This is a genomic window from Sphingopyxis sp. Root154 (genome assembly GCF_001427105.1).
Classification (GTDB): domain Bacteria; phylum Pseudomonadota; class Alphaproteobacteria; order Sphingomonadales; family Sphingomonadaceae; genus Sphingopyxis.
In genome coordinates this window covers 1,147,113-1,161,908 of the sequence record NZ_LMGI01000001.1, presented here as the reverse complement: position 1 = coordinate 1,161,908, position 14,796 = coordinate 1,147,113, and the positions used below count along the sequence as shown (strand labels likewise).

Here is a 14,796-nt window from a genome sequence, read left to right as displayed (position 1 = left end):
CGTTATTCGCCGAACAGGCTGCGCACAGGGTTGATGTCGGAAAAGGGCACATCGACGTCGTTGCCCATGACCCACAGCTTCTGACACGCGATGGCAAAGAACATCACCGCGATCGTCCAGACGATAAAGGTCTTGCGGGCGATCCAGCGGCGCTCGGCCTCTTCGGCTCTGGCACGGGCCTTGTAGTCGATGCCCAGCTCGCCTTCGAATTCGGCGACAAGCTGTGCGCGGCGGGTACGCGAAATATTCGCGATACTCGCGTCTCCCTCTTCGCTTGTCGATCGGCGTTTTGCCATGATCCACCTTGGCCCAGCTAGTCCTGCTCGTAGCTATACTGCCCAGCCCCTGCCAATTGGTTAACCCGGCGCTATCAGCTCGTCGCAATGCCGATCAATTTGATGCGCGCGTTCGCTCCGCGAAGCAGTGTCAAATCGCGCGGCGGACGGCCGAGCGCCGCGGCGAGCAGGCGCAGCACCGCGTCGTTCGCGGCGCCGTCGGCGGGCGGGGACGTAACGCGGATATACACGGTTTCGCCCTCGACCCGGATCTCGTCGTGACGCGCGCCGGGCGTCACCCGCACCTCGATCCGTCCCGACGCCGCGAGGTCGCGCAGCGCTTCGGTCAGCGCCGGGTCGGGCCGATATTTCAGATCGTGACGACCAGCTTGCCGACCGCCGTCCGGTCGCCGAGCTTGGCGATCGCCTTGCCGCCGTCGGCGAGGGCGAAGCTCCCGGTCACCCGCGGCTTGATCTTGCCCTGCTCCCACAGCTGGAAGAGCCGCGCGATATTCGCGCGGTTGCGTAGCGGTTCGCGAGCCACAAATGCCCCCCAGAACACCCCCGCGACGTCGCAGCTCTTGAGCAGGGTGAGGTTGAGTGGCAGGCGCGGAATGCCCGCGGGGAAACCGACGACGAGATAGCGGCCTTCCCATGCGATCGAACGCAGCGCGGGTTCGGCATAATCGCCGCCGACCGCGTCATAGATGACGTTGGCGCCATTCGGGCCAACGGCTTCCTTGAACTTGTTCGCAAGCTCCTTCGACTGGTCCTTGTCGAACGGCTGGCGGCCATAGACGACCACCTCGTCGGCGCCCGCCTGACGCGCGATGTCGGCCTTTTCCTCGCTCGACACGCCGGCAACGACGCGCGCGCCGAAGGCCTTGCCCAGCTCGACCGCGGCGATGCCGACGCCGCCCGATGCGCCGAGCACCAGCAACGTGTCGCCTTCCTCGATATGCCCGCGATCAACGAGCGCATGGATGCTGGTGCCATAGGTCATCAGCAGCGACGCGCCCGCGGCGAAATCATGCGCTTCGGGAAGGTGATAGACATTGTGGACGCTGACCGCGACGGCTTCGGACATGCCGCCATTGCCGCAGCCCGCGATGACGCGGTCGCCGACCTTGAATTCGGTCACGCCATCGCCGACTTCGGCGACGAGCCCCGCGACTTCGCCGCCCGGGGCAAAGGGGCGTTCGGGGCGGAACTGATATTTGTCCTCGATGATCAGCACGTCGGGGAAGTTGACCGCGCAGGCCTTCACATCGATCACGATCTGGCCCTTGCTCGCGGTCGGGCGCGGCAGTTCACCCAAGGTGAGCGTTTCGGGGCCGCCGGTTGCGGTCGACAAGAGAGCCTTCATCATCTTCTCCTCTTATGATGTTCGTGCGATATTATGCGGCAGGACGCATCCACGGCCGATCTGCGTCGAGCTTTTTCTCATAAGCGCCGATCGCCGCGTCGCTCTTTTCGGTCAGCGAAATTTCGTCGAGCCCTTCGAGCAGGCACATCTTGCGGAACGGGTCGATCTCGAAGCTGAAACGGTCCTGGAACTGCGTCGTCACCGTCTGATGCTCGAGGTCGACGAACACCGGATCGGTTGCCGCGACCTCCATCAGCCGGTCGATCGCCGCCTGCGGCAATACCACGGGAAGGATGCCGTTCTTGACCGCATTTCCAGAGAAAATGTCCGAATAGCTGGGCGCGATCACGACGCGGATGCCAAGGTCGCCGAGCGCCCATGCCGCATGTTCGCGGCTCGACCCGCAACCGAAATTGTCGCCCGCGATCAGAATCGGCGCGCCCTTGAAATCGGCGCTGTCGAACAGATTGTCGGGATCGGCGCGCAGGCTTTCGAACGCCCCGCGCCCCATGCCCTCACGCGTCGTCGTCTTCAGCCAGTGAGCGGGGATGATCACGTCGGTATCGACATTCTTGAGCCCGAACGGGATCGCGCGGCCTTCGACCTTGTCGAGCGGGGTCATGCCATCAGCTCCCGCACGTCGGTGAGCTTGCCCGTCACCGCCGCCGCCGCCGCCATCGCGGGGCTGACGAGGTGCGTGCGCGCGCCCGGGCCCTGCCGCCCGACGAAATTGCGGTTGCTCGTCGAGGCGCAGCGTTCGCCCGCGGGCACCTTGTCGGGGTTCATCGCGAGACACGCCGAACAGCCGGGCTCGCGCCATTCGAGCCCCGCGTCGGTGAAGATGCGGTCGAGCCCTTCGGCCTCGGCCTGCGCCTTGACCAGCCCCGATCCGGGGACGACGATCGCCCATTTGACATTGTCGGCCTTGTGGCGGCCCTTGATCACCGCCGCGGCGGCGCGCAGATCCTCGATGCGGCTGTTGGTGCAGCTGCCGATGAAGATATTCTCGACCGGCACATCCTGCATCCGCGTGCCGGGCTCAAGCCCCATGTACGCGAGCGACTTGGCGGCGGCGGCCTGCTTCGACGGGTCGGCGAAACTTGCCGGATCCGGGACGATGCCGGTGATCGGCACGACATCCTCGGGGCTGGTGCCCCAGGTGACGCTCGGCGCGATGTCGGCGGCGTCGATGACGACGGTCTTGTCATAGGTCGCGCCCGGATCGGTCGCGAGGCTTTTCCAGTACGCGACCGCGGCGTGCCAGTCGGCGCCCTTCGGCGCATAGGGGCGGCCCTTGAGATAGGCGAAGGTCGTCTCGTCGGGCGCGATCAGCCCCGCGCGCGCGCCGCCTTCGATCGCCATATTGCTGACGGTCAGGCGGCCCTCGACGCTGAGCGCACGGATCGCGCTGCCCGTATATTCGATGACATGGCCGGTGCCGCCCGCGGCGCCGATGACGCCGGTAATGTGGAGGATGATGTCCTTTGCGCTGACGCCGGGGCCGACCTCGCCCTCGACGCGCACTTCCATCGTCTTCGACGGCTGGAGCAGCAGCGTTTGCGTCGCGAGCACATGCTCGACCTCGCTCGTCCCGATGCCAAAGGCGAGCGCGCCGATGCCGCCGTGGCAGGCGGTGTGGCTGTCGCCGCAGACGATCGTCGTGCCGGGCAGCGAAAAGCCCTGCTCGGGGCCGACGACATGGACGATGCCCTGTTCGGGTGCGACCGCGTCGATATAACGGATGCCATATTCGGGCGCGTTCTTCTCGAGCGCCGCGAGCTGCGCCGCGCTTTCGGCGTCGGCGATCGGCAGCTTGTTGCCGCTCGCATCGAGCCGCGCGGTCGTCGGCACATTATGATCGGGCACCGCAAGCGTCAGGTCGGGGCGGCGCACCATGCGGCCGGTCGCGCGAAGTCCGGCAAAGGCCTGCGGGCTGGTGACTTCATGGACGAGGTGACGGTCGATGAAGATCAAGCAGGTGGCATCGGGGCGCTGTTCGACGACATGCGCGTCCCAGATTTTCTCATAAAGGGTGCGGGGCCGGGTCATGCGGTTCACTTAAGCCTGCGCGACAACAATGCAAGCGAGTGGCGATCAAAAACGCAATTTTCGGTCGCGCGGCTCTTGCCCTTTCTTTCGTCACCCCGGACTTGCTCCGGGGTCCATGGTCCGGTCGTGGGGTGGATGCCGGATCAAGTCCGGCATGACGAAAGAGGGGAGGTGGTTTCAGGCACTCAAAGAGCCTATAATCCCTCCATGTCGACGCCCGCCACCATCGCGCTCATTCTCGCCACCGTCGCGGCGATGGAGTTTGTCGCCTGGGCGAGCCACAAATATATCATGCACGGCTTCGGCTGGGCCTGGCACCGCGACCATCACGAACCTCACGACAAGATGCTCGAAAAGAACGACATGTTCGGCCTCGTCGGCGCCGCGCTGAGCATTTCGATGTTCGTTGTCGGCAGCCCGATGATCATGGGTGCCTCGGCATGGGAACCGGGAACGTGGATCGGACTCGGCGTCCTCTTCTACGGCATTATCTACACGCTGGTGCACGACGGGCTCGTCCATCAGCGCTATTTCCGCTGGGTGCCGCGGCGCGGCTATGCGAAGCGGCTGGTGCAGGCGCACAAGCTCCATCACGCAACGATTGGCAAGGATGGCGGGGTCAGCTTCGGCTTCGTCTTCTCGCGCGATCCGGCGAAGCTGAAGGCCGAACTTAAGGCGCAGCGCGAGACGGGGGTCGCAGTGGTGCGTGAGGCGCTTGCCGACTAGGCCGTCCGGTAATCTGCCGTAATCGCGCCTGCCGCCAACAATTCCGCCTCGTGGCCTTCTTCGCGCCAGCTTTCGGCGAGCGCCTGGCGTTCCCAGTCCTGCATCGCCGGCTGCGCAAGCATATGGTCGACCCACGCCTGTCCTGCGCCAACGTCGAGGCCATAGGTGCGGATACGGAAAGCGACCGGGGCGAAGAAGGCATCGACCGCGGTAAAGCGGTCGCCCGCGAGGAAGGGGCCGCCGAAACGCGACAGGCCCTCGGCGAACAATTCGCGGATGCGTGCGACGTCGAGCCTGAGCGCACCCGATGGCGGCTTGGGCGTCACGCGAACCCCGACATTCATCGTGCAATCGCCCCGCAGTGCCGAAAAGCCGCTGTGCATTTCCGCCGCCGCGCACTGCGCCCACGCGCGCGCATCGGGGTCGGTCGGCCACACCCCCTCATGCCGGTCGGCGAGGTAGAGCGTGATACCGAGCGAATCATACACCGTCCGCCCTTCGTCGAGCAGCGCGGGCACTTGCCCGGTCGGCGAAAAGCTGCGGAATTCGTCATAGTTGATCGGGTTGGTGAAGGGCTCGATCTGGTCTTCGAACGCAATGCCGAGCGCGCGCATCAATACCCACGGACGCAGCGACCAACTCGAATAATTGCGGTTGGCGGTGATCAGCACATACATGCCTGGCGCTCCTGTGCGATGATGGGGGAGGTATAGTCGGGATCGTGCGCGAAGGGCAGTTCGGCGCCTTCGCGCAGCGCCGTGAGCACGCTGCCGAAATCGGTCGCGGCGCGCCAGCCGAAGCGGCGTTCGGCGCGCGACGGATCGTAGACGCGGTCGATCGTCTCGGGCAGCACCCAGCCTTGCGCGGCATAGAGCGCGGCCGCATCGGGATGATGACGCGCGATAACCGCACGGGCATCGCGGGCCAGTTCTTCGGCGTCCTCGCGCGCAAAGGGCGGCGGGGCCGAGATGATGAACGTGTCGCAGCCGATCTGCGGCGCGGTCTCAAGCGCTGCGAGATGTGCCGCTGCGGCGTCCTCGACCGTCAGACGGCGATGGAGTAGCTCGTTGGCCTTGAGGTTCGGCCCGCTTGGCACCGCGTGCGTATCGTCATCCTCGGGAAAAAAACGCCCGGTGCGCAGGATCGCGACAGCGATACCATGCTCGCGGTGCACCAGCTTGCACGCCTGCTCGGCGGCGAGCTTGGTGATGCCATAGATGTTGCGCGGTTCGATCGGACCGAAATCCTCGTCCATCCACCATGCGCCTGCTTCGCCCGCGCCTTCGCGCACATCGGCGCGGATCATCAGCGAGGTGGTCGAGGTGAAGAGGAAGCGGTCGTTGCCCGCCGCGACAGCGGCTTCGATCAGGTTAAGCGTGCCGCTGACATTGACGTCGACGAAGGCTTGGCGCGGATAACGCACGATGTCGGGCTTGTGCAGCGCGCCGCCGTGGATCACCGCCTCGATGCCATGTTCGCCCATCGTCCGGTCGATCAGCGCGCGGTCGGCAACGGTGCCGATCACCTGCGTGTGCGTGCCCGGAACAACATCGAGTCCCGTGACCTCATGCCCGTTTTCGGCGAGCAGGGGAGCCAGATAGCGCCCCAGCCAACCCGATGATCCGGTCAGCAGTACGCGCATCGATGAATCTCCTCTCGGCCTTGTCCGCGCGCCTCATACACAGGCGGCGGCCCGTGTGGAAGGCGGCTACCTTTTCGGCTCCACGGCAACCGGTTCGGGCTTGGCGGCGCCGCCCGCCGGCGGGGGCAACTCGCTGAGGTCGAGCCAGCCCGCGTCGTCGCGCTTGTGATAGCTGTCGATCACCGTGAACGGGATGCGGAAGGGAAAACCCCAATCGCTGTTCCACAGCGCGACGACGCCCGTCCGCGTGGACGGTTCGAAAATCATCGTCGCGCGATAGCCCTCCACCGCGCCCGAATGGCCTTCGAGCCGGCCGCCGGCATAGGTGAAGCTGCGCCAGCCGAGGCCGTAGCCCGCATCGCCCGTGGCCGCCCGCAAGGTGCCGCCATAGAGCCGCCCCGTGCCGACGCGCGGGCGATGCGCGATCTGCAGCACCTCGCCCGGGAGCACATCGGGACGGCTGCCCATCATCGCCCGCATCCAGGTCGCGAAATCGACGATATCGCTTTCGACCCCCGCGGCGGCGGGAACGCGCCAATAGGCCTCCTTGATCGGGCGCACCTGCGCGCCGCGGTGCGGTTTCGCCCAATCCTTGGCGCTCGTCAGCCGCTCCTTCCCATAGCCCGCGCTGACCATGCCGAGCGGGCGGAAAAACCGGTCTTCGACCGCGTCGGCGAACAGCTCGTTGGCGGCCTTGCCCAATATCTCGCTCGCCGTGTCGAAGGCGACATTCTGGTAAGTGTGGCAGGTTCCGGGCTCGCATTGCAGCGGTGCGAGGGCAAGGCTCGCGCGTAGCAGCTGCGGGCTCTGCCCTTCCTCCAGCTTTTCGTCATAGGCGTTTTTGGTGAGGCCGGTCCGCTGAGCGAGCAGGTCGCCCACCGTGATCCGTTCCTCGGCGCCGCCGGGAAGGCGCAGCGACGTGCGCCAGCTGGCAACCGACCGGTCCAGATCGACCTTGCCATCCTTGGCCAGCGCCGCCGCCAGGGCCCCCGTTGCGGTCTTGGACACCGACGCCCAGCGGAACAGCGTTTGCGGCGTGACCGGCGCGCCGGTCGACTTGTCGGCGACACCATAGGTGCGGACAAAGCTGAGCTTGCCGTCTTCGACCACCGCCACCGCGAGGCCCGCCATTTCGGGCCGCTGCGACAGCGCGGCGAGTTGCCCGTCGAGCGCGCGATAATCGATCCGGCCGCGCCATTCAGCGGGCGTGTCGGGCAGGTTTTCCGGCGCCTTGATCGGGATCGGAACGCTGGCGAGCGGGTGCTTCCCGCCGAGCGCGTGAATGCCAAACCAGCCCGCCAACCCCAACGCGAGGATCGCGATGAGATAGGTGAAAACCGGCTTCCTGGACTTGTTTTTGGACTGCGACCTCATGATTGGCCGTCGTCTTAGCCGCGACATCCGCCGCCGTCACCCCTCAGGGCGCTAGATGGTCCCACGCTTTGAACGTCCCGGCGGCATAAACCGCACCGTAGACAAAGACGATCAGCGAAGACCAGATCGCGAAACCGTCGGTATGGTAAGGACGCCACAGATGGAGCGGTATGAAAAGGAGCCCGCGGAGCAGATAGATGGCGCTGATGACGATCAGCCCCGTCCGCAAGAGCGGCAAGCGTGGAAGTGCTCCGGCGCCCGAAAAGGCATAGCCCGCCCAGACCAGCAAGACAGCACCGATCGCGAGCGTGATCAGCGTCGGTCGCAGATCGCCGCGCGCCGCCGCGCGCGCCATGCCTTCGCCGGCGCCGAAGAAGCGATACCAATCGGCGCCGCCGAAAATGCAGGCGATATGAAGCAGCGCGGCCAGAACCGACAGCCACCCGCCGATAATCAGCCAGGTGGAGCCGGGGTTGGCCGCGACATTATGCAATATAATGCGCCGTCGTTTTCCCGGCGACGTCCTCGGGCGTCACCCCCGGCGCCAGCTCGATCAGCTTGAACGGGCTCTCATGATCGTCGCGCTTGAACACCGCGAGGTCGGTGATGATCATGTCGACGACATTCTTGCCGGTCAGCGGCAGCGTACATTCAGGGATGAATTTCGGGCTGCCGTCCTTGGCATTATGCTCCATCACCACGATGATCTTTTTGACCCCGGCGACGAGGTCCATCGCGCCGCCCATGCCCTTGATCATTTTGCCCGGGATCATCCAGTTGGCGATGTCGCCATTTTCGGCGATTTCCATCGCGCCCAAGACGGTGAGATCGATATGCCCGCCGCGAATCATCGCGAAACTGTCTGACGAGCTGAAGTAAGCCGATTGCGGCAGCTCGCTGATCGTCTGCTTGCCCGCGTTGATCAGGTCGGGATCCTCGTCGCCCTCATAGGGGAAGGGGCCGATACCGAGCATGCCGTTTTCCGACTGCAGCGTCACCGTCATCCCCGCAGGGATATGGTTCGCAACGAGCGTCGGGATGCCGATGCCGAGATTGACGTAGTAGCCGTCCTGCAGTTCCTTCGCGGCGCGCGCCGCCATGTCATCACGCGTCCAGCTCATTGGCTTGGCTCCCATTGCTTGTCGGAGGGGAAGGCGTCGCCCCAGCCCAGTTTTTCCCACGGGCCGTAGACGGGGTTGGGAAAAAGGAACCAGCCCTTGTCCCAGAGGTCGGTCGCGCCCGCGCTGGTCGCGAGCGCCATGCGCTGCGCGGCGGGCAGATCCTTGACGTTGAACTGCTGGCTGAAATCGCCAAGCTGGTCGCCGCCAAGGATGATCACGCAATATTTCGACGCGATGGTCGCGCGGCGGCCGTCCTTGCTCGACCCGGTGGCATCGTCGCCCATCAGGAACAAAGTCTCGCCATGCTTGAACGCGCCGAGCCCGGCGGCGCGCAGCGTGTCCTCGCTGCCCTGGGCATTGGCCGCGCTGCGGTTGGTGTTGGCGATAACGGTGATCCCCGCAGCGCGCAGCCTGGTCACCATCTCGACCGAACCGGGCATCGCGGCCGCCTTGCCGGCGCCGGTCTTTTCCCACTGGTCCCACACCTTCGGATCGTAGGCGGATTGCGCGAAATGGCGCATCGGACCGAGGTTCCAGATCAGCGTCTCGTCGGCGTCGAACACCGCAGCGAAGGGCTTGTCGCCGCATGGCTCGAAGGCCGGCGCATCCATCGTCGCACCCGCGGCCAGCACAACGCTGTCCTTCGGCCGCTGCTTGATCCGCCACACGCCATAATCGGCGATCCGCGCATTGGTCGCTCGTACCACCACGGCGGCCTCGGGCGAGCCATAGAGATATTGCAGCGCGACCGGCGGCTTGGCGGGCTCCGTCGGCGCGGCGGCTGCTGGCGGAGCCGGTGCCGTCGCCACCTCTGCTGGCGGGCTCGCGCAGCCCGCGAGCCCGAAAGCCGCGATTGTCCAGATCCAGTGGCTGCGTTTGCTTATGGTCATTGGCTGCCTCCACTGATCTGCGGGCGAACTTTGGGGTCGATCATTGCTTCGGCGCAGGCCAGCCCGAGATAGCCCGCGTTGTCGAGGTCGTAATCGCCCGTAATACCCAACGCACCCGCAACATCGGTCTTCGGCTTGATCTGGTTCGCGGCGGGGTCATTGTTGGTCGGGAGCGCGCCGGAAAGTTCGAAAAAGCGCGTGGGCAATTCGACGCGGATCATGGCAAATTCGGATGCCATCGACCGGTCGGCCTCGCGGCGCAGGCGAAAGCTCGCGCTCATTAGCGGGGAGGCGTTGAAGGAGAGAAAGCGGGTGGTCTTCAACATATTTTCGTCGACCGTTTTACGGATCGCCGCCGCATAACCCGCCTTGAGTTGAGGGAAGTGAGCGTCGAGCACATCTCTTCGCGCCTGCTTGACCAGCTTGCACCCATTCAGAAAACCGATTCGACGGATTTCGGCGCGAACCTTTGGGTCCTCGTACAATGCGTGACTGACGGGCTGAGCGAAACGCGCCTGTCCGTCGGCGAGATAGTCGACGCGTTGCTCGACTGTCCATGCCGCCGGGTCGGGCAATGCAATCGTCGGGGCGGCCGACATCAAGGCGAAGGCCGTGATCACGCCGTCTCGCGCGGGCGCGTCGTGCGGAATTCGATCTTCTTGTCGTAGGGCGCGCCGAGGACGAGGCGCTTCACATAGATGCCGGGCAGGTGGATCGCGTCGGGGTCGAGGCTGCCGACGGGGACGATTTCCTCGACTTCGGCGACGCAGATCTTTGCCGCGGTCGCCATCGGCTGGTTGAAGTTGCGCGCGGTCTTGCGGAAAATGAGGTTGCCGCTCTCGTCGGCCTTCCACCCCTTGATGATCGCCAGGTCGGCGAAGATGCCGCGTTCGAGGATATAGTCCTGCCCGTCGAAATTCTTCACTTCCTTGCCCTCGGCGACGAGCGTGCCGACGCCGGTCTTGGTGTAGAAGCCGGGGATGCCCGCGCCGCCCGCGCGGCAGCGCTCGGCGAGCGTACCCTGCGGGCAGAATTCGACCTCGAGCTCGCCCGCCAGATATTGGCGTTCGAACTCCTTGTTCTCGCCCACGTAAGACGAGATCATCTTCTTGACCTGCTTGGTGCGGAGCAGCTTGCCCAGCCCTTCGCCGTCGATCCCGGCGTTGTTGCTCGCGATCGTCAGATCCTTGGTGCCCGCGTCGCGGATCGCGTCGATCAGCCGCTCGGGAATGCCGCAAAGGCCGAAACCGCCTGCGCAAATCTGCATGCCGTCGAAGAGCAGGCCTTCGAGGGCGGCGGCGGCGTCGGGATATTGCTTCTTCCCCATGGGACGGCTCTCCTGAATGGTGTCGCGCGCGACCTTGGCGTATTTGATCCATCAATTCTAATTGTTCGATTTTTGGATTATACATAGACGATGTCTATCAATCGCGTCTCGCTTTATCATCTCGAAACCCTGCTCTGGATCGACCGGCTCGGCACCTTTTCGGCCGCGGCCGAGCGGCTCAACACCACCCAGCCGACGGTGTCGGCGCGGATGCGCGAGCTCGAACAGAGGCTCGGGACCGCGCTCTTCCGCCGCGAAGGCCGCGCGATGTCGCTCACCGCGGCGGGGCGAAAGCTGGTACGCGACTGCGATCCGCTGCTCCGCGACATGCAGGTCGCGCTGCTCGGCAGCGGCGGTTACGGCGAGGCGAGCGGGGTCGTGCGCATCGGCGCGGGCGAGATTGCGGCGGCGAGCTGCCTTCCCGCCTTCGTCGCGGGGCTCAAGGCCGACATGCCCAATGTCGGGCTCGAAATCGAAATCGACCTCACCGCGAACCTGATCCAGCAGCTTCTGACCGGACGTACCGACATCGCCTTTGCGGCGGGACCGATCGCGCATCCGGCGCTCAAAACGAGCCCAATCGGCGCGGTCGAACTGGTCTGGCTCGCGAGCCCCGCGGTCGCGTCGGCCTTTGCCGGCGGCGAGGCGGCGCTTCCCGTCTGGTCGCTCGCCAGCCATTCGCCGATCCACGGCCGGATGCGCGAGGCGATCGCGGCGTCGCGCATCGCGCAGAAATCGCTCAACCTCTGCAACAATGCGCGCACGATGATCGACATTGCGAAGGCGGGCGGGGGTATCGGCATTTTCCCGCAACCGATGGTGCGCGGCGAGGTCGCGAGCGGCGCGCTCGCCCAGATCGACGGCATGCCAGCGCTCACCCCGGTCGAGTTTCACGTCGCGATGCGCGTTGCCGACACCGAACCCGTGCTGACGCAAATCTTCGAACGCGCGGCGAAGCTGAACCTCGCCGAAGCCGCGGCCTGAGCCGAATGGCGGCGATCGACCAGTTGCGAACATTCAAGCTGGGTCGTATCTTGATAGTATGAATGCGTCCGTGGCTACTCCAGTTTGCTCGAAATTGGCGACCGCGGTCGAAAAGCTGTATGATGTTTTCTCGGCTCCGCCTCCCCCGGTCATCGAAGGCTGCCCCTGCTGCATTGACACACGCGGTGTGGATGTTTTGTTGAGCACGCCATTGCGGGAATTGAGCGGGCACGCGCTCTGGCGATATATTTCCGGTGCTTACCTCACGGTGGGAGGTGACCGCGATTTTCATTATCTGTTGCCACGCATTTTTGAACTTGCCGCATTTTCTCCTTTCGAGATTCCAGACACGGAGATTGTGCTCGGGAAACTTGAGCGTGCCCGCTGGACCACATGGGAAACGATCGAAAAAGAAGCCGTCTGCCAGTTTGTTGATGCGTGGTTTGATTACGCGATTGAGCAGGATTTGAGGGATGCTGCGGAGGATTGGCTCGTCAGCAGTCAGGCGGAGAGCGTATTATGTGGTGCTGCTTACGCCGGGATGCCTTTGTCTGGCTGGCTGGCGCGACTTTTTGAACCTCGCAGCGCGCCGCTATTGGCCGACCTGATCGAGCGGTATCCACATGGCATGTCGGCATTCTGGGAAGACGTTCCGGGCGGATTTGAACAACTGTCGACCCTTCTGGCGCAAGGATCAGCTTAGCGGCTGCTTCCTACCCCAAAACCGTCATTCAGGGCGTGATCGAAAGATCGATCGTCAAGGTAACGGCATCTCCAGCACCGCCGACAGGTCCGCGAGCGCCTGCTCGCCGCTCGTCACCTTGATCGCATGCATGCCCAGCTGGGCGGCCGGTTTGCAGTTGATGCCGAGGTCGTCGAGATAGATGCACTTGGCAGGCTCGACGCCAAGCTTTTCGCACATCATCAGATAAATCCGCGGGTCGGGCTTGCGAACCCCCGCCTTGCTCGACTCGATGACATGCTCGAACCGCGCCATAATGTCCGCGACCTCGATCGCGGCTTCCTCGCTGCGCGTCATGCCGGCGCCGAGAACGCCCATCTTGCCGCCCGGCACATTGTTCGTGATGCATGCGATGGTGAAGCCGCGCGCCTTCAACGTGTCGAGCGCCGCGACCATCGCCGGACGCACCGCCCCCGCGATGACCGCGAGCACGGCTTCGCCCTCCAGCTCATGCCCCAACGCGCGCGCCTCTTCGGCGAAGAGTGTGTCGAAGGTCGCGGCGTCGATTTCGGCGCGCTCGAATTTCGCCCAGGCGTTGCTATCGGGATCGGCGCTGTTGACGCGGCGCACGAAGTCGCGCGGCAGGCCGCGTTCTTCTTCAAGGCGATTGAAGGCTTCGAACGGCGACGCCGTGATGACTCCGCCGAAGTCGAAAATAACCGTCGTGTAAGTCATGCGCGAGGAAACAACCTTCTTATTTCTTAGCGGGGGTGGCGACGCGATTGCCCGACCAGCTGGCATCGTCGATGGTGAGGTCGAGCCGGTCGGGCGAGCGTACCGTATCGAGCAGGAAGACCGACGGCCCGCTCGCGGCGAGGATGGCGTCCATCGCCTTTTCCAGCGGGATGGTGACGCTCGGGATGCGCGGATAGTCCGACTTGATCTCGACCTTGTTCGGTCCAATGCGCGTGACGGTGATCGTCACGCCGTCCTTCGACGAGCCACGCGCATCGGAGATGACATCGCCCTTGTAGGTGCCCGCGACGCGGTCGGCGAGGTCCGCCTTGTGTGCGGGTGCGGCTTTGGGGGTTTCGGCCAGCACCGCTCCCGCCGGAAGCAGGAGCGCGAGCGAAGTAGTGAAGGCAAGGCTACGAAGCATGGTCCATCCTTTCGTGCGGCGCGGAAAGGGGTTGCTCCTTGCGACCCTCATGGAACGACGACGATCCCTTTCGCGGGGTCGGCCTGTCCCGAGAGCATCTCCCGATAGGCGGCGAGCGCCGCGTCGCCGCCGCTGCGTTTATCGACCGAAGTCAGCCGCGGTGCAACGTCCATGAAGGCGAGCCACGCCTCGGCGATCTTCTGCCCGAACGCCGCGCCGCCCCAGTCGGCGATGCGTTTCTGGCTGCGGCCCGGCGCGAAAAAGCCTTGGCGCTCGGGGCCCGGCAGCCCCTCAACATCGGCCTGCGCATCCCAGTGCGACTTGCCGACGATGATTGACGCCTGAAGCTGGTTGCCGAAATGGCTGTGCACCACGCGTGTCACCGCGCCATTGCCCGCCATGTCGACGAGCGCGGCGGGGGTCGACGCGTTCAGCGTCATGATCTGGTCATAGCTGACGACGCGGTCGTAGACGCCCTGCGCCGCGAGCGCCTCGACATTGGCGGCGCTGGTCAGCCCGATCGTCTCGGGGCGGTCTACACGCAGTTTCAGCGCGAAGCCCAGGCCGATCGCGGTCTTGCTCGATGCGCTCGCGATCAAAATCTGCTGGACGCCATAATCGCCCTCATCCTCGAACTGGTCGGCGATCAGCCAGCCGGTGAGGAACAGCGGACGGAAGACCGGCCAATAATCATGGTCGGCGGCGCGATAGTCGGGCAGCGCTTCGATCCGCTGATAAGCATTATAGATGGGGGGCAGGGTGGTGCGCCGCGGCGTCACATCGGTGAAGCCGCCCGGGCCGGCCTTGCCGACGCTCAGCACCGCATCGCTTGCCATCGGATAATAGCCATAGAAGCGGTCGCCGACCGAAACGCCCTCGGCGGCGCTTTCGGTAACGGTCGCAAAGCCCCAGACGGGCAGGCGGCCGGGGGTGTCACGCTCGGCGAAGAAATCCCAATAGCCTTGATCGTTGCCGAACAGCCCTGCGGGTTTGCCGAACACCGCATAAGTGATGTTGTTCGCCGTCATCGCATAGCTGTCCAGATGCACGCGAACCTGCCCCTGAGAAAGCGACGCACCAGCGTCCTCGACCAGATGGGCTTGCGTAATATCGTCGCGATCGATGTCGATCGCCCAGCTCGTTGAACTCATTCCGGACCCCTCCGATTGACTTGCCCGCGAATGCGGGATGACCGATAGTC

At 64.8% G+C, this 14,796-nt stretch carries 19 protein-coding genes; 3 read left to right on the top strand and 16 right to left on the bottom strand.

Annotated elements, in window-relative coordinates; translation table 11 throughout:
• Positions 1–2: 2 nt before the first annotated feature.
• The 5 genes from ASD73_RS05295 to leuC form a co-directional block, all read right to left on the bottom strand.
• A complete protein-coding gene (locus ASD73_RS05295) occupies positions 3–296 on the bottom strand; it encodes a hypothetical protein (protein ID WP_056368530.1) in 294 nt (97 codons plus the stop codon).
• Between the two features lie 74 nt (positions 297–370).
• The gene (locus tag ASD73_RS05290) at positions 371–580 is read right to left on the bottom strand and encodes a DUF167 domain-containing protein (protein WP_235534159.1); all 210 of its coding nucleotides are present in this window, start codon (positions 578–580) and stop codon (positions 371–373) included.
• A 65-nt stretch (positions 581–645) separates the two neighbouring features.
• Positions 646–1,641 carry an NADPH:quinone oxidoreductase family protein gene (locus ASD73_RS05285; RefSeq protein ID WP_056370264.1) on the bottom strand — a complete coding sequence of 332 codons (996 nt, stop codon included), beginning with the start codon at positions 1,639–1,641 and terminating at the stop codon, positions 646–648.
• A gap of 31 nt (positions 1,642–1,672) precedes the next feature.
• Positions 1,673–2,263, bottom strand: a complete 591-nt coding sequence (gene leuD / locus ASD73_RS05280; protein WP_056368534.1) for a 3-isopropylmalate dehydratase small subunit — start codon at positions 2,261–2,263, stop codon at positions 1,673–1,675.
• Entirely contained in the window at positions 2,260–3,690 is a 1,431-nt protein-coding gene (gene leuC / locus ASD73_RS05275; protein WP_056368536.1) for a 3-isopropylmalate dehydratase large subunit, read from the bottom strand. The genes leuD and leuC overlap by 4 nt, the downstream gene beginning before the upstream one ends.
• 207 nt (positions 3,691–3,897) lie before the next feature.
• Here leuC and ASD73_RS05270 point away from each other — a divergent pair, with 207 nt between their 5' ends.
• Positions 3,898–4,416, top strand: coding sequence for a sterol desaturase family protein (locus tag ASD73_RS05270; protein ID WP_056368537.1), 519 nt, complete (start codon positions 3,898–3,900; stop codon positions 4,414–4,416).
• Here ASD73_RS05270 and ASD73_RS05265 read toward each other — a convergent pair.
• From ASD73_RS05265 to ASD73_RS05230, 8 genes are all read right to left on the bottom strand, one after another.
• On the bottom strand, positions 4,413–5,093 hold the full coding sequence (locus tag ASD73_RS05265) for a glutathione S-transferase family protein (protein WP_056368540.1): 681 nt from the start codon (positions 5,091–5,093) through the stop codon (positions 4,413–4,415). The genes ASD73_RS05270 and ASD73_RS05265 overlap by 4 nt on opposite strands.
• Complete coding sequence (locus ASD73_RS05260; RefSeq protein WP_056368542.1) at positions 5,081–6,058, bottom strand: NAD-dependent epimerase/dehydratase family protein; 978 nt, start codon at positions 6,056–6,058, stop codon at positions 5,081–5,083. The genes ASD73_RS05265 and ASD73_RS05260 overlap by 13 nt, the downstream gene beginning before the upstream one ends.
• A 66-nt stretch (positions 6,059–6,124) precedes the next feature.
• A complete protein-coding gene (locus ASD73_RS05255) occupies positions 6,125–7,432 on the bottom strand; it encodes a serine hydrolase domain-containing protein (protein WP_056368545.1) in 1,308 nt (435 codons plus the stop codon).
• A 43-nt stretch (positions 7,433–7,475) separates the two neighbouring features.
• Entirely contained in the window at positions 7,476–7,925 is a 450-nt protein-coding gene (locus ASD73_RS05250; RefSeq protein ID WP_056368548.1) for a hypothetical protein, read from the bottom strand.
• Complete coding sequence (locus tag ASD73_RS05245) at positions 7,918–8,553, bottom strand: CoA transferase subunit B (RefSeq protein ID WP_056368549.1); 636 nt, start codon at positions 8,551–8,553, stop codon at positions 7,918–7,920. Before ASD73_RS05245 ends, ASD73_RS05250 begins: the two co-directional genes overlap by 8 nt.
• Entirely contained in the window at positions 8,550–9,443 is an 894-nt protein-coding gene (locus tag ASD73_RS05240; protein WP_056368551.1) for an HAD family acid phosphatase, read from the bottom strand. The genes ASD73_RS05245 and ASD73_RS05240 overlap by 4 nt, the downstream gene beginning before the upstream one ends.
• Positions 9,440–10,063 (bottom strand): hypothetical protein, encoded by a 624-nt coding sequence (locus ASD73_RS05235; RefSeq protein WP_056368553.1) that lies wholly within the window; start codon positions 10,061–10,063, stop codon positions 9,440–9,442. The genes ASD73_RS05240 and ASD73_RS05235 overlap by 4 nt, the downstream gene beginning before the upstream one ends.
• Positions 10,060–10,770, bottom strand: a complete 711-nt coding sequence (locus ASD73_RS05230; RefSeq protein ID WP_056368554.1) for a CoA transferase subunit A — start codon at positions 10,768–10,770, stop codon at positions 10,060–10,062. The genes ASD73_RS05235 and ASD73_RS05230 overlap by 4 nt, the downstream gene beginning before the upstream one ends.
• Before the next feature lie 90 nt (positions 10,771–10,860).
• On the opposite strand from ASD73_RS05230, the gene ASD73_RS05225 reads away from it, so the two are divergent.
• Both ASD73_RS05225 and ASD73_RS05220 read left to right on the top strand, forming a co-directional pair.
• Positions 10,861–11,754 carry a LysR family transcriptional regulator gene (locus tag ASD73_RS05225; protein WP_056368556.1) on the top strand — a complete coding sequence of 298 codons (894 nt, stop codon included), beginning with the start codon at positions 10,861–10,863 and terminating at the stop codon, positions 11,752–11,754.
• A gap of 94 nt (positions 11,755–11,848) precedes the next feature.
• Positions 11,849–12,457, top strand: a complete 609-nt coding sequence (locus tag ASD73_RS05220; RefSeq protein ID WP_156407300.1) for a hypothetical protein — start codon at positions 11,849–11,851, stop codon at positions 12,455–12,457.
• Between the two features lie 54 nt (positions 12,458–12,511).
• On the opposite strand, the gene ASD73_RS05215 is transcribed toward ASD73_RS05220, so the two are convergent.
• Genes ASD73_RS05215 through ASD73_RS05205 form a run of 3 tightly spaced genes read right to left on the bottom strand, consistent with a single transcriptional unit; the run spans position 12,512 to position 14,746 of the window.
• Positions 12,512–13,171 carry an HAD-IA family hydrolase gene (locus tag ASD73_RS05215; RefSeq protein WP_056368559.1) on the bottom strand — a complete coding sequence of 220 codons (660 nt, stop codon included), beginning with the start codon at positions 13,169–13,171 and terminating at the stop codon, positions 12,512–12,514.
• A 19-nt stretch (positions 13,172–13,190) separates the two neighbouring features.
• The gene (locus ASD73_RS05210) at positions 13,191–13,595 is read right to left on the bottom strand and encodes a hypothetical protein (RefSeq protein WP_056368561.1); all 405 of its coding nucleotides are present in this window, start codon (positions 13,593–13,595) and stop codon (positions 13,191–13,193) included.
• Positions 13,596–13,642: 47 nt separating this feature from the next.
• The gene (locus ASD73_RS05205; RefSeq protein WP_056368563.1) at positions 13,643–14,746 is read right to left on the bottom strand and encodes a DUF2855 family protein; all 1,104 of its coding nucleotides are present in this window, start codon (positions 14,744–14,746) and stop codon (positions 13,643–13,645) included.
• Positions 14,747–14,796 lie beyond the last annotated feature (50 nt).